This is a genomic window from Roseofilum sp. Guam, assembly GCF_017746735.1.
In the GTDB taxonomy this organism is placed as follows: Bacteria; Cyanobacteriota; Cyanobacteriia; order Cyanobacteriales; family Desertifilaceae; genus Roseofilum; species Roseofilum reptotaenium.
Genome location: NZ_JAGHZN010000082.1, coordinates 1 through 13357 on the forward strand (window position 1 = coordinate 1; position 13357 = coordinate 13357).

Below are 13357 nucleotides of genomic sequence, written 5' to 3' on the forward strand. Positions count from 1 at the left end.
CATTGCGGAGGATGGTACTGATGGTTTGGCACTTTCAGCTTACTCCATCCTCCGTTCCTTATCCCGAACTCAGGTTAAAAAAGTTGAAAAAATGGCTACAAAGCTCTGATTGATTCGCTCGGAGTCGTTGGCATGTTGCGCTTCCTTCAGCAACTCGAAGTTGGCAGCGGTGACTACACACTGGAGCGGCATCAAGCAAGCGTTCCCACCCTCGAAGAATTTCAACAATTTACCCATACAGACTCTAAGCCTAAATCTACGACCTCTGCACGCTCGGCAAACTGCCAAGCTTAACTCGGCTGGACAGGAAGTTGTAGCGATCGCGTTTTCAATGCTTTTGGCCTGGGGTAGCACAGTTTTGGTAGCGATCGCCTGAACTCCTGGTAGACGCGATCCAGAGTATCTCGCAGTGCGACAGTTACTGCCAAGTTGGATTGTTGATCGCAGCGATCGCACAGGCTTGCTATACTTGCCTAAACGAGCTTAAGCTCCATCTGAATATTACAGCGCTGATACGGTGAAGGTTGCCCCACTACTTTCCGAAAACCTAGCTTTTGGTAGAGATTGATGGCAGGTTTTAAAATTGTATTACTCTCTAGAAAAATTGTTTCTGCTCTTAACTCTCGTGCTTTATTAATAGCGGCTTGCCCTAAGAGCCATCCAATCCCTTTGCCTTGAGCCTTTTCTGTAACTGCCATTTTCGCCAGTTCATAAGTATTGCCATGGGACTTGATTAAGGCACAAGCCCCGACAATTTCACCATTATATCGTGCCATAAAGATGTATCCACCTAACTTCAAAATTTTTTCGTCAGGATGATTAAGGGACTGGCGATCGCACTCTTCTATCTGAAAGTATTTTTCGATCCACTCATAGTTCAGACGTTTGAAGTCATCATGAAACTCTGGCAAATAATCAATGATTTCAACAGATTTCTGCTCTCGTATTTTTCGGATCGCCCGAACGCGCTGCCAAAAGCTTCGATCGGCAAGTAAAAATTCAACTTCTGCGATCGCATTCCAGAGGTCATGTTGTGATTCGGATAAAAGCTCTTCAACAGCTTGATTGACATCATGACACTGTTGCTCGAGACCCGGAATTAATTGCTTTCCCGCATCAGAAAGCCGAACAACGCTTACTCTTGCATCTTGACTGTGCTTTTCAGTGGTGACAATCCCTCGCTTGCTCATCTCTCTGACAATCTGACTGACAGAGGCATGGGAACGTCCAATCATTTGAGCAATCTCGGTAACCGCTGCATTTTCCTTCTGGGACAAAACATAGAAAACAGGAAACCACTTGGGTTCCATGTCAACATTGTAGAGCGTGTAAATTTTCGCCGCATCTTCAGCAAGGCAATCGCTTAATCGGCGCAGACGGCTACCCAATGCCACCTTACCGAGTTGGGAGTAAAAATCCATAATCCAAAGCTAGTTACGTAATTACTTACATATTACCCTAAAAAAGGGGAAGATGCTGCTCTGCCTGGTTATAGCACTGACCATCGCTCGCGAACAGTCAGTGTGCTTTGCGGTCGGGCTGATGGCTCGCTCCCGCGATCGCCGCGATCGCGCTAGTCTGGAGATTTGGGTGTGCTGATCCTGGAAGTGTTGCAGGAAACAATAGCAGTCCGCCATTATTTAAAAATAAGTCTGCTAAAAATGAGTGAAACAGCTATTTATGCTGCGATAAAACATCTACTATTACGTTGTCTTACCAGCTAAATCTTTACTTTATCAATAGGCTCTACAATCTGTCTTTTGAATCTATGGATAGGAAAGACAGAGGACGGCTCATATTTTCCGCAAAACTGAGAATTCCCCGATCGCGATGTTCGTAGAGCAAATTTCCTTGACCATCAAACAAGAATGTGCATCCTCGTTGGGTCATATACGCAGCATCGGGGACATAAGTTTTCCAGTTTCCCAGGACTTCAGTCATGTTCCGCAGTCGCAAGGTCGCCAGTTCAAAGGGACGCTGAAACCCAGTCCCTCCAGCTATGTTGAAAAATGAACCTTTCAAAGCCGGTAAGGGTGCCGCCTTAATTGTTTCTTGCTCATCAATTAATTGGGGTGCGCGCCGATCGCCTCGATAACCGCGAAATACTTCTGCCAAAGTCCCCGGACTGCCTATCCCGGCACACATTAACATTAAATTGAGCCAAGCATTTTGCCCGGTCGATAAACCCGGTAACTTTAACGATAATCCTCGATAAAGCTCTAATTGTTGGTGCAGTTCTGCCGTGGGATCTACAAATAGCCATTCTGGAGGAAATCCGGTGTGGTCGCAAAATTTTAATCCCGAATTGCGATCGCCAATTCCCACCGCCCGAATCGTAATACCCAGCGATTGCAGTGTTTGAGCTTCTCGTTGCAGCCACCACGCATATTCGAGACTATCGAAATCCCCCAATTGCGACCACATTAAGATGAGGAGGCGATCGGCTCCTTCACAATTACTGAGAACAGGCACAGTGGCGCGATCGCTCGTTCTTTGGCGCTGAGTTTCTTGGAAAATAGTGTAAGGATTCATGGTGGAAGCAAAAAGCGATCGTAAGAATTTTACCCTTAATGGTGCATAGCGCGATCGCGCCGTTGACTTTCCTCGGCTTGGGTGTGCTGGGGGCAGCATTTGCCTTTGGTGTCTTCGACGAGGGTGGGCAGAGCCGCCCGTTGGGGAGACGGTAACCGCAACGCTTCAACCCTTTAGCGCCCCTTGTCTTAGGACGTATCATCAATCCCATTGTGCAAGATGTGAACAGACTTAAGGTATAGCACTACGCCTCTAGGTTAGGACATCGAATTGTGGGATGTAGCACCAGGCAACGGTTCAGCTTCAGGGAACGTCCTAATGTTCTCGCATAGTGCTATAATAATGAGACTTACAGCGATCTCTTCATTGTGAATTGTGTTTCAATACAGGCGATCGCCAGTAACCAATGGGAAATCTACAAGGGAATAATCTTTTGACATGAGGATTGTCAGTCCGAATCGCACGGAACTCCTTTCTATGGCATGATCCCCAATAGTAATTTTTGGGGGTGATTTTGTTGCGTTTACCCTGAATAGATTGGAAATAACCTGAATCAAACAAGCTTAGTGAACAGTCCCTCAAACTCTTCAAACCGTTTACAAAACAACCTGAGTCGTTATTCTACGGCAGGAGTTTTTTGCGTCAGTTTAGTGGTGGCATTGGTCAGTGTCATTCCTCTCTACAACAAGCTGAAAACAGCTCAGGAGCAAGACCTCCAGGCTAAACTGAGTAACCGAACGTTAGCAGCCCAACAGGTGCGGCAAGGCAAGATTCAGGTTGCCGAACAAGTCACGAGCCGTACCTTTGCCCGACGGATACTTTCTGACTACGTTCAGGGCGAGGCAAGCTTGACTGAGTTGCAGGAACTGAGTTTGTTCGATCTAGAGGATGCGATCGAACAAAGCCAGTCATTGGTGGGGGTCAGTCGCTTCGATCGCACCAACCAACTTCTGGTTCATGTCGGCGTTAACTCGCCCCTGGGCCTGGGGGACATTCTCCAAGGGGAAACGGACGAGTCCATCACAGTTGGCCCGCTCACGATTGATAATCACCTCCATCTCTTGGTGAGTAGCCCCATTTTTTCTGAGCAGCAAGAGCCGATTGGCAGGGATATTGCTGTGTTTAGGATGCTCGACATGGAGAGGCTTGTTGCGGAATCCAGCGGCCTGGGGGAGACAGGCGAGATGCTCTTGGCCCAAAAGAAGGGGGACACCTTAGCGTTGTTCTTTCCCTTGCGAAACGGTTCGCAGGTGCTACCAGAACCCTTGGTTCCTATACTCAAAGATGCGATCGCCAAAGATACGAGGGGAATTGAACATTACGACGGTCAGGTCATTGCCTTTCAGACCTTGCCGAATACGGACTGGGCCATTGCAGTGCAGATAGAGCGCCAGGAATTGTATGGTGCGGTGAACCGAGATTTGATTTTTGTCGCTCTGGCAGTCTTTGGGGTCAGCACGATCGCCACAGTTGGTTTAGTATTCGTGTTGCGTCCTCTGATTGGACGGGTTACGGATGCTGATGAGTTAGAGAAAGAGGTGCTTGCCAAAACAACAGCCTTTGAGAAACTCAAGCAAACCCAAATTCAGTTAGTCCAGTCTGAAAAAATGTCGAGCCTGGGTCAATTAGTGGCAGGCGTTGCCCATGAGATCAATAACCCTGTTGGATTCCTGAAAGGGAATATTCAACCTGCCCAGAACTATGTGAAGGATCTCCTCGGACTGATTGACTTGTATCAAGAAAAAATACCCAATTCCGATGCAGAAATTGAAGATATAATTGAAAACATTGACTTGGAATTTGTGCGGGAAGATTTACCCAAAATCATCAACTCGATGAATTCAGGAGTAGATCGCATTCGCAATATCAGTGATGGTTTGCGTATCTTCTCTCGTCAGGATCGAGATTATAAGACAGCATTTAATATCCATGAAGGTCTTGATAGTACATTGCTAATCCTTAAGCATCGAACCAAAGCCAATGAAAAGCGTCCAGAAGTTGAAGTCATCAAGTACTATGGTGAGCTACCGGAAGTGCAATGTTTTCCGGGGCAGTTAAATCAGGTGTTTATGAATATCTTGGCGAATGCCATTGATGCCTTTGAAGAGGCGAATCAAAGCAAAACTTTCGAGGAGATTCAAGCCGATCCCAATATAATGACGATTACCACCTCACTGGTTGATAAACAAGTGCAAATTCAGATCCAAGACAATGCCTGTGGAATGAAACTGGAAACGATTGAACGAATTTTTGAGCAGGGGTTTACCACCAAAGAAGTTGGCAAAGGAACCGGTTTGGGGATGGCGATCGCGCATCAAATCATCAGGGAGAAGCATGGTGGCTCGATCGAATGCAGTTCAGAGCTTGGCAAGGGAACAATCTTCACGATCGCATTACCCATTGTCTAGATATCACTATCCTCAGCACAACAGCAGAGAATCCTCCTAAAACCACGATCTCTCTTCATCCGTAAGACAACAGTTCGGACTCAACAACCCAGATCGCGCCTCACCGATCGACGCTAAACAAGGCGATCGCCATTTCTTGATGGGTGCTTACCTGGCCGCGGTGTTGCTGCCCTGCCCGGTCACCGCACTGACTATCGCCCGCGAACAGTGGGTGCGGTTTGCGGTGAGGCTGATGGCTCGCTCCTGCAATCGCGGCGATCGCATTTTCCATGCTTCTGTCCTGGGTCGGCATAGTTTTTAGCGCATTTACCTGAAGCGAAGCCACGGCCCATGAGCACTCTCATAGACAGACCATGAAGCTCGATCGCTGATCTCGTAGGGCATCTCGCAGTGCAATATGATAACTGCGATCGCTAGTTTATAAGCTCTCAACGATCGCGATTGCCCCAAACAGCAAAAATAACCCACCGCTGAGTCCGGTCAACCAGCGCTCAGAAATCTTTCCGGCAATCAGCTTGCCACAGACAACCGCGATGGCCGTACAGATACTATGTCCCAGGGTTGCACCTAAGACAACGCCAAGGGAATGGTGAGTAGCAGCCAGGGTAATCGTGGCAAATTGCGTACGATCGCCCCATTCTGCGACCAGGGTGAGGGCAAAGGCTCGGAAAGCGATTCTCGTTCCGAGACGCTGCGCGAACGCGGGAATCAACCCAAAACTGTGAACACCAGGTAACTGGGTTCGAATAGCCGCGCTAGCCGCCGCCTGTTCATCTCCCAAGCCACCTCTGGCATCCATTAGCGCCGAGTCATAGAGCAACTTGCTCCCCAAGCCAATGAATAGCAAGGCAGCCGTCCACTTTACGGCCTGTATCGGTAGCAGCGCCGCTATCTGGCCAATCAGTACTGACAGCACTGTCATGACAAACAACGCCGCTGTCACCCCAACAAACACCCAGCGGCGGGGGTGACGCATTGCCAATAATGCGCCAATAAAAAATGTTTTGTCACCCAACTCAGACAGGGTGATCAACAACAACCCTGCGGTAAAACCCATTAAAAAGCTCATGCTCACCTCTCAAATGGATGGTTGAGTGAGCATGACAAGAATCTGAGTAGACCTCACCAAGCCCACTCGAACTGTGGACTCAGTGAAGGTCTCGCTAACAAACGAAAAAGACTTTGCGCTTGCTGCCTAAGCCAGGCTTATCGCCAGCATGTTGACTTAGGCAACGGGACGGGACATCCCAAAGCTACTCCCCTTCAGTTATTTAATTCTATCACGAACCTACGGTCAACTCAACTCATTTCAGCAGATTCCAACAATTCTTCAGAACGAAATGGTTGCTATAGCAATCTTTTTGGGTGGTATTTTGCTAAAAACTTCAACTGAAAGCTTGCGATAAAACTCCGTTTCGCTCCGCGATCGCATAACCACAGCATTAACTTAGAGGGTTACTTGCGCAAAAAATCTCTGGCTTTTTTGGGGCATCCTAAATGCTCAAAGCCAAGTGTAGTTTTAGATTCAACCCTGTTGTCACCCCCTGAGGGACAAATTATGCAATAATAATAATCATTATCATCCTCATTTTTTGTGCTAATGTCATCACAATTTGCCGCCCGGACTTCAGTTGAAGCTGTCGAAGAAGGGATGCTCTTGGCTCCTAAGTTTGACACCAATGGACTCATCCCCGTTATCACTACGGAGGCTGCAACGGGCGAGGTACTGATGCACGCGTATATGAATGAAAGTGACCCGTGCCCCAATTAAGCCAGAATCAACTGAAGAGTCTTTTGCTAATTTTTTTAAAGATCTTACCGACGATTGGCTAAATTTCCTTGCTGATATTGCACCTGAAATATCAGATCCTGAACTTCAAGCACGAGTAGCAGATATTCTCTGGATCAAGCGGCGCGATTATCGGATGGCTCAGCTAGCTATTCCTGCTTATCTACAATCAGCAACCACTTTAGAAAGTCCTGAACATTGGCCTCCCTGTGTTGACAGGATGGAACGGGCACTACGATTAGCACGAAGAATTGGACACAAGAATGAGATTGTTTTCTCACACATAGAAGCAGTTCTCGATCGCTACAACGGGGAAGACCCTCTATGGTTATCTGCAAGGTTAATGGCGCTATTGCAAGAGTCTCGATTTGGAGATCCAGCTAAATATGCAGCCCTTTCTGAAAAAGCCGCGACTTTAGCAGAATCCAGCTCTGATTGGCGTAGAGCAAGAACACTCTGGGGTATTAAAGCTGTATGGCATCGTATGGAGAAGGACTACAGCAAGGAACTTGATGCTTCAATGTCAGCCGCTGAAACTTATGTGAAAGAAGCCCAGGCAGACCTTACTAGAAATCCACCAAGCTACATACGTGCATCGCACTTTTTACAACATGCGGTTGAGGCATTTAGGAGTATTAGAGGAACAAAAGAAGAAACAGTACATGCTAAGGCGCGAGCCGAGGAAGTTCATAAACTTCTTCTTCAGTATCAAAAAGAGACTGGCAATGAAATGATTACCAGTTCTGACGAAATTGACATTAGTGAGTTGGTGGAGAAAGCAAGAAATCAGGTCAGAGGCAAAGACTTTCAGGAAGCTCTATTTGCTTTAGCTCTTTTAGGTAACCCAACTAATGCCTCTCTATTGAGGCAGCAAGTACAGCAGCAGGCTCGTGAGTATCTAGGATCTGATCTTTTTCCTGATGTCATAATGAATGAAATGGGCAAAGTTACTGCTCGTCAACCGGGTTCCCTCCTTTCTAGCAATCCTGAAGAAGCGGAGGCTGCAACTCGCTTTAAGATGTGTCGAAATGCCACTTACTGTCAGAGCCTGCAAGCTCAAGCATATGTTGAGCCAGCTAGATATCAAATTAATCTAGAGCATGGTGTGCGGATCAATGATATTCTCTCAATCATTTTGCATAGCCCATTTGTTCCCCCTCAACGGGAGTATCTTTTTGCTAAGGGCCTATATGCTGGACTAATTGGAGATTTTTTCACATCTACGCACATCTTAATTCCTCAAGTTGAAAACTCCGTCCGCTACATTATGTGGCGAAGAGGGATAATTACTTCGGGTCTTGATAGTTCTGGTATTCAGAATGAGCATAATTTGAATTCTACTCTCTACCGTCCAGAGATAACCTCTATCTTCGATGAAAATACGTTGTTTGATTTGAAATGCCTACTGGTTGAACATGCTGGCAGTAACTTAAGAAATCGTATGGCTCATGGTCTAATCAACGATGCTGAGTTTATGAGTCCATTGATGTCATATATTTGGTGGCTTACGTTGAGGCTTTGTTGCTTGCCGATACATCAGCAGCGCATTGAGCAATCTGATTCCGGCACCGACGCAATCTAAACTGATAACTGTGGCAGCAGCATGAATGTGGAACATTCGATGTAAAATTTAGAATGATAATCATTCTAAAAATTGAACGCATATGATGAGTTCAACCCAGTCTCCCCAAAAAAACTTGCTTGCTCAGAGCGACTCGCAGACCTTGTTGCGGATTCGGCATACCTGTGCCCATATCCTGGCAATGGCGGTGCAGACTTTATTCCCCAGCAACGGCCCGACAGCTCCAAGAACGGGGATTTCGGGTAGAGGTTGATGCCAGTGGCGATCGCCTGGGCAAGCAAATTCGCACGGCTGAGTTGGAGAAGATCCCAGTGGTTGCGGTTGTAGGCAAGCGAGAGGTCGAGCAGCAAACCCTGAGCGTGCGATCGCGTCAATCTGGAGATCTGGGCGTGCTTATCTTGGAAGAGTTACAGGACAAAATGCAAGGGGCAATCACTGATAAATCGGTCTTCTAGATTACTCCCGTGCTGACTATTATTGCTAATTTACCTAGCGGTTGGCACGGGGGATAGAGTTTGCGGAACGGGCAGATAATCCGAGTCATGTATGTCAGAAGGTTAGATTGGAGGGGATTAGCAGATGCAATGGGCAGTTTTGAGTGGGATTGAGGGTAATTTACCAGCCTATGAAGCGGTGTTGGAGGATATTCGACAGCAGCGTAACCCAGTTACTGACCTATATATACTCGGAGATGTGGTGGGGCTAAAGGGTGATAATGAGGCGGTGATTGAGCGACTGAAGTCGCCGCGATCGGGAGAACTTGAACCTCAGGTTTGTATGGGTTGGTGGGAGGAGCAATGCTTTAGTTTGCATGGGCTGAGTGGATTGCTCAATGCCCCGGAACTGATCGCCCAATTTGGGGGCGATGGGGTCAAGCAACTGTGGGCATCAGTATCGCGGGAGTCGGTGGCGTGGTTGCGATCGTGTCACTTTGGCTTTCATGAATTGGATTGTTTGCTCATCCATGGGAGTACGGTGAGCTATGCCGACGAACTGACACCAGAGACTCCCGCCATTCAGTTGTGCGATCGCCTCATCCGCGCCGATGCCAATACCCTATTTTGTGGACGATCTGGGCTGACCTTTGAATGTTGGGTGACTCCCCATAAACTGCGATCGACTGTCACTACCCTAGACGGCACACAGGAGCCACAGGAACAGGGAAAAACCCCCCGTCGCGTAGTCGGCGTTGGCGCTATTGGACGAGTCCCAGGGCAGGCAACTTACACACTCTATAACCCCGCCAATAATCAAGTCACTTTTAACACTGTTGCCTATCAGGGTCGATACCCGGCGGAGGAAAAAGCGGGGTGAGCGCACGTTGAGGGTCGGCTTCGAGAGCAGATAATTCGTGTTCCAACATGCAACGACAGCCGACTTGAATACTCATGAATACTCCGTTTGCTTGTCAGCAGTGCATTGTACGTTCAAGATGTGCAGCCGCTAGCGGTCCGCACCATCGCCTAGTTAGCAATTATCTAGCACTGGCAACCATTCAAACCATACTTCATTGCCAATCGACCAACAACCGGAATCACCTCGTTACAAACAACATTCGGCATATTGAATACCAAGAACTTATCGTGAGTCTCCAGCACGTAAAGCTGTTCAACTTCACTGCCAGGATAAACCGCCTCAACTTAACCCACAAACCCTGAGAAATCAAATTGACCGCAATATTGATCGTCACCATTTGCCAATGCAAGAGCATAATCACTCATCTTTAACTTTTGTCTGCGACGGAAGTTCTTATCAGACGCTTGTTCTGACCACTTCCAGACTACAAGATTCACGGTCATTGATGACTCTCCAAAAATATAAAAATAACCATGCTGTATACGCAGATGTATACGCACATCCTTCATCGTGGGGGCGCGGTGTTCAAAGTCCTCTGGAGCGGCTCTGAAAAGCCAGTCTTTACTAAGTTCAGCAAACCTTGTTTCCTTCATGCCCAAACCCGTTTCAGTGTCAGCGTAAACCCTGGTAAAACCTGCTCCCCAGACAACGTCATCGGATTCTCTAACACCTCAACCGCTTGACCCGGACGATAAATTTCTACCTGTTTATTTTTCGGGTCAATTAACCAGCCCAACTGCGCCCCATTCTGCAAATATTCCTGCATCTTTGCCCGTAGTTCCTTGAGAGTGTCAGTTTCCGATCGCAATTCAACCACAAAGTCCGGACACAGGGGGGCAAAACCCTTGCGTTGCTCTGGGGTTAGAGCGTCCCAACTCTCTTGGCGTACCCATGAAGCATCAGGAGAACGGTTTGCTCCATTAGGGAGTTCAAACCCACTCGAAGAATCAAACGCTAAACCATGACCCCCTTCTTCTTCAATCCACCGGGCAAGGAAGTAACTGAGTTTCAAGTTGCGATTGCCCGTTTCACTACCCGTTGGTGGTGTCACGATCAATTCTCCTGTTGCAGTTCTCTCCAATCCAAGTTCGCGATTCGTCGCAGCCAGCATTGCAAACTGCTCCGATGTCACGCGCAAGTTCAATTCCTGGGGAAGTTGGAGCCATAGGGATTTAGATTGAGGGTTAGCTGGGGCGATCGTCATTGCTACCTCATACGGCTATTTTGCCACCATTTTATCTTACCCTGGAAGAGTTGCAGGAGAAGATGCAAGCTGCGATCGCTTAATGTTATAACATTCAAAACGGTAGATACCCATGATTTCTCTGACCTCGATCGGCGTTCGACACCAGTCCTATAAGTGGCTCTACCAAGGGCGATCGCACACCATTGCCTATGAAACCCTCGGACAAGGGCCTTCTGTGTTGTTATTGCCCGCCTTTAGCACCGTTTCCAGTCGCACCGAACTCGCAGGGATTGCCCAAATTCTTGCCCCGCACTTTCAAGTCATTACTTTAGATTGGTTAGGGTTTGGAGAGTCCGATCGCCCCCGAGTCCACTATGGCCGATCGCTTTACCAGCAGTTGCTTCAAGATTTTGTGCAAGAGTGTTGCCCCCACCCCCTAGCTATCGTCGCTGCTGGCCATGGAGCAGGGTATGCCATGCAACTTGCCCAACACCAGCCCAGCCGTTGCTCTAAGCTGCTGCTCGTTGCACCCACCTGGAAAGGCCCATTGCGAGCGATGGGGGCACCGATTCCTGTGGCCAGTGGAGTTAGAAATTTGGTGCGATCGCCCCTGTTGGGACAAGCACTCTATGCCCTCAACACTCACCCTGCGTTTTTGAAGTGGATGTATCAGCGTCATGTATATGTCGATCCCGATAAACTTACGCCAGACTTTATGACGGTCAAACATCAAATCACCCAGCAACCCGGTGCTAGATTTGCCCCCGCCGCCTTTGTCACCGGGAGACTCGACCCAATGAGCGATCGGGAGGAATGGCTGAGGGTAGGGCGATCGCTCGCTTTGGCTGTAGAACTAATTATCCCAGAGCAATCTCCCCCAAAATCTAAAGCGGAGATGGAAGTCCTTGCAAAACTCCCCCAAATTCAACAACACCGAGTTCCCGGTACTTTGGGAGTCTATGAAGAATACGCAGTTGATGTGGGCCATATCGCTCTGGCGTTTTTGCAAAACTAAGGGGTGAGAATAGGCGGCTACGGATTTTGGCAAGGGTCGCGCTTCTGGGCGCGATCGCTCACTATGCCTGTTGCATTTCCTGCCAAGATTGCGACAACACCTTCCCGGCTGACTTGGCAAAGACAACCGTGAGTAGCACACCCACTGCTAAATCTGGCACGATGGAATGGGTTAGAGCAACCAACGCCGCCGCAACTAGAACCGCGACATTGGCAATGATGTCATTGCGCGAACACAACCAAACAGAAGACATGTTGAGATTGTCTTGCCGATGGCGCGTTAGCAGCAACAGACACAGCAAATTGGCCAGTAACGCCAAAACCCCAATAATGCCCATTATCGACGCTTCAGGACTGGCACCTATAAAGAGTTGATAACTGGCTTTTGCGAAAACTCCAATCGCAAATAAAAACATGATGATTCCCTTGAGAAAGGCGGCTCCAGCTTGAGCTTTAAGACTCTTGTTGATGACATACAAGCTGCTGGCATAAACCAATGCATCTCCCAACATATCGAGCGAGTCCCCAGTTAGCGACAAAGAATCAGCTCGAATCCCCACCCCAAACTCGATCGCAAACATCACAGCATTAATCAGTAGAACAATCCAAAGCACCTTGGCCTGTCGTTGCTTTAGCTTCAACAGCTCAGTCGCCTTAGCTTGACAGCAGTGATCTCCCATCTTGCCCTCCTATATTCAAACATTCAAACGGATATTTGAACGTTATCATAAAGCAAACAATATTCAAATATTCATTTGAATGTTTTACTTGAGTAGCGTGTTACTCGATGAGCTGACTCAAGGCATGACGAAGAATCTCGGCCACGCGCTCATCCTTCAAAGAGTAATAAGCGAGTTTGCCTTCATTTCGATACTTCAAAATCTTCAGATCGCGCAGCTTTCGCAAGTGGTGAGAAGCGGTGGCTATTTTGATATCCAGTAGCGCCGCCACATCACAAACGCACAATTCTTCCTCACTGCTGAGTGTATACAAAATTTTCAAGCGCGAGCGATCGGCTAGGGCACTAAACAAAATTTGGGCTTCTTCCAGCACATCATTGCTTGGCAGGGCTTGATTCGCTTGATCGACCAAATCAACGTTGACGCAACGGACTTGGCAGATATCATTTGACTTTGACTGGGGCACACGTCTTAAAGCTCAGACTACATCTCAATACTACCGCCATGGTGTCAGGTTATTGCTAACTGCTTCAACTTCCTGTACTCACTCTGAGGGGGCGACAAGGAGGCTGAAAAGCCTAGCCTGTGAGGAGAGTAGACGAAAGAGAGAAAAAAAGATAGGCTAGGAATTATCAATAAACATAGCCTATTGAAAATAATGAAAAAGTTACCTTCATTATACCAGAACTATCTCCAACAATATTTTTCTCCTCTGGAATAATGGATTGCAAATGGCAGATATTTCTGAGGTGGTAGAAACAGCACTCAATGGTCGAATTGTTGCAAAAGTGCCGGAAAATCAGCAATTCA

General features: G+C 47.7%; 16 protein-coding genes and 2 pseudogenes. 9 read left to right on the plus strand and 9 right to left on the minus strand.

Features of this window, described 5'->3' with window-relative positions; all coding sequences use genetic code 11:
* Positions 1-132: 132 nt before the first annotated feature.
* The gene (locus J7529_RS23055; protein ID WP_318730926.1) at positions 133-294 is read left to right on the plus strand and encodes a hypothetical protein; all 162 of its coding nucleotides are present in this window, start codon (positions 133-135) and stop codon (positions 292-294) included.
* On the opposite strand, the gene J7529_RS23060 is transcribed toward J7529_RS23055, so the two are convergent.
* Both J7529_RS23060 and J7529_RS23065 read right to left on the minus strand, forming a co-directional pair.
* Complete coding sequence (locus tag J7529_RS23060) at positions 291-428, minus strand: hypothetical protein (protein ID WP_318730927.1); 138 nt, start codon at positions 426-428, stop codon at positions 291-293. The two genes, J7529_RS23055 and J7529_RS23060, sit on opposite strands and share 4 nt — an antisense overlap.
* Before the next feature lie 45 nt (positions 429-473).
* On the minus strand, positions 474-1421 hold the full coding sequence (locus J7529_RS23065) for a bifunctional helix-turn-helix transcriptional regulator/GNAT family N-acetyltransferase (RefSeq protein ID WP_318730928.1): 948 nt from the start codon (positions 1419-1421) through the stop codon (positions 474-476).
* Positions 1422-1473: 52 nt separating this feature from the next.
* Here J7529_RS23065 and J7529_RS23070 point away from each other — a divergent pair, with 52 nt between their 5' ends.
* A complete protein-coding gene (locus J7529_RS23070) occupies positions 1474-1599 on the plus strand; it encodes a hypothetical protein (RefSeq protein WP_318730929.1) in 126 nt (41 codons plus the stop codon).
* A gap of 147 nt (positions 1600-1746) precedes the next feature.
* Here J7529_RS23070 and J7529_RS23075 read toward each other — a convergent pair whose 3' ends face one another.
* Both J7529_RS23075 and J7529_RS23080 read right to left on the minus strand, forming a co-directional pair.
* Entirely contained in the window at positions 1747-2532 is a 786-nt protein-coding gene (locus J7529_RS23075) for a peroxiredoxin-like family protein (RefSeq protein WP_318730930.1), read from the minus strand.
* Between the two features lie 35 nt (positions 2533-2567).
* Positions 2568-2693, minus strand: a complete 126-nt coding sequence (locus tag J7529_RS23080; RefSeq protein WP_318730931.1) for a hypothetical protein — start codon at positions 2691-2693, stop codon at positions 2568-2570.
* A 405-nt stretch (positions 2694-3098) separates the two neighbouring features.
* Between J7529_RS23080 and J7529_RS23085 the strand changes: the two genes are divergently transcribed.
* Together J7529_RS23085 and J7529_RS23090 are read left to right on the plus strand one after the other, a co-directional pair.
* Positions 3099-4940 (plus strand): sensor histidine kinase, encoded by a 1842-nt coding sequence (locus J7529_RS23085; RefSeq protein ID WP_318730932.1) that lies wholly within the window; start codon positions 3099-3101, stop codon positions 4938-4940.
* 160 nt (positions 4941-5100) lie between these two features.
* Complete coding sequence (locus tag J7529_RS23090; RefSeq protein WP_318730933.1) at positions 5101-5241, plus strand: hypothetical protein; 141 nt, start codon at positions 5101-5103, stop codon at positions 5239-5241.
* A gap of 117 nt (positions 5242-5358) precedes the next feature.
* On the opposite strand, the gene J7529_RS23095 is transcribed toward J7529_RS23090, so the two are convergent.
* The gene (locus J7529_RS23095) at positions 5359-6009 is read right to left on the minus strand and encodes a TMEM165/GDT1 family protein (RefSeq protein WP_318730934.1); all 651 of its coding nucleotides are present in this window, start codon (positions 6007-6009) and stop codon (positions 5359-5361) included.
* 531 nt (positions 6010-6540) lie between these two features.
* On the opposite strand from J7529_RS23095, the pseudogene J7529_RS24920 reads away from it, so the two are divergent.
* The 4 genes and pseudogenes from J7529_RS24920 to J7529_RS23110 all read left to right on the plus strand — a co-directional run.
* Positions 6541-6690 (plus strand): annotated as a pseudogene (locus J7529_RS24920) (phosphoribosyl-AMP cyclohydrolase); the annotation flags it as partial.
* The gene (locus J7529_RS23100; protein ID WP_318730935.1) at positions 6686-8311 is read left to right on the plus strand and encodes a DUF4209 domain-containing protein; all 1626 of its coding nucleotides are present in this window, start codon (positions 6686-6688) and stop codon (positions 8309-8311) included. The pseudogene J7529_RS24920 and the gene J7529_RS23100, both read left to right, overlap by 5 nt.
* A 197-nt stretch (positions 8312-8508) precedes the next feature.
* Positions 8509-8766, plus strand: a pseudogene (locus J7529_RS23105) (His/Gly/Thr/Pro-type tRNA ligase C-terminal domain-containing protein); the annotation flags it as partial.
* 124 nt (positions 8767-8890) lie between these two features.
* Entirely contained in the window at positions 8891-9625 is a 735-nt protein-coding gene (locus tag J7529_RS23110; RefSeq protein ID WP_318730937.1) for a metallophosphoesterase family protein, read from the plus strand.
* A gap of 326 nt (positions 9626-9951) precedes the next feature.
* Here the strand turns inward: J7529_RS23110 and J7529_RS23115 are convergent, their stop codons facing one another.
* Positions 9952-10260: a hypothetical protein gene (locus J7529_RS23115; protein ID WP_318730938.1), complete on the minus strand. Its 309-nt coding sequence runs from the start codon at positions 10258-10260 to the stop codon at positions 9952-9954.
* Positions 10257-10871 carry a Uma2 family endonuclease gene (locus J7529_RS23120; RefSeq protein ID WP_318730939.1) on the minus strand — a complete coding sequence of 205 codons (615 nt, stop codon included), beginning with the start codon at positions 10869-10871 and terminating at the stop codon, positions 10257-10259. The genes J7529_RS23115 and J7529_RS23120 overlap by 4 nt, the downstream gene beginning before the upstream one ends.
* A gap of 112 nt (positions 10872-10983) precedes the next feature.
* Here J7529_RS23120 and J7529_RS23125 point away from each other — a divergent pair, with 112 nt between their 5' ends.
* Positions 10984-11868 carry an alpha/beta fold hydrolase gene (locus J7529_RS23125; RefSeq protein WP_318730940.1) on the plus strand — a complete coding sequence of 295 codons (885 nt, stop codon included), beginning with the start codon at positions 10984-10986 and terminating at the stop codon, positions 11866-11868.
* A 61-nt stretch (positions 11869-11929) separates the two neighbouring features.
* On the opposite strand, the gene J7529_RS23130 is transcribed toward J7529_RS23125, so the two are convergent.
* Both J7529_RS23130 and J7529_RS23135 read right to left on the minus strand, forming a co-directional pair.
* On the minus strand, positions 11930-12547 hold the full coding sequence (locus tag J7529_RS23130) for a cation transporter (protein ID WP_271936338.1): 618 nt from the start codon (positions 12545-12547) through the stop codon (positions 11930-11932).
* A 100-nt stretch (positions 12548-12647) separates the two neighbouring features.
* Positions 12648-13013, minus strand: coding sequence for a metalloregulator ArsR/SmtB family transcription factor (locus J7529_RS23135; protein WP_318730941.1), 366 nt, complete (start codon positions 13011-13013; stop codon positions 12648-12650).
* Positions 13014-13357: the final 344 nt, after the last annotated feature.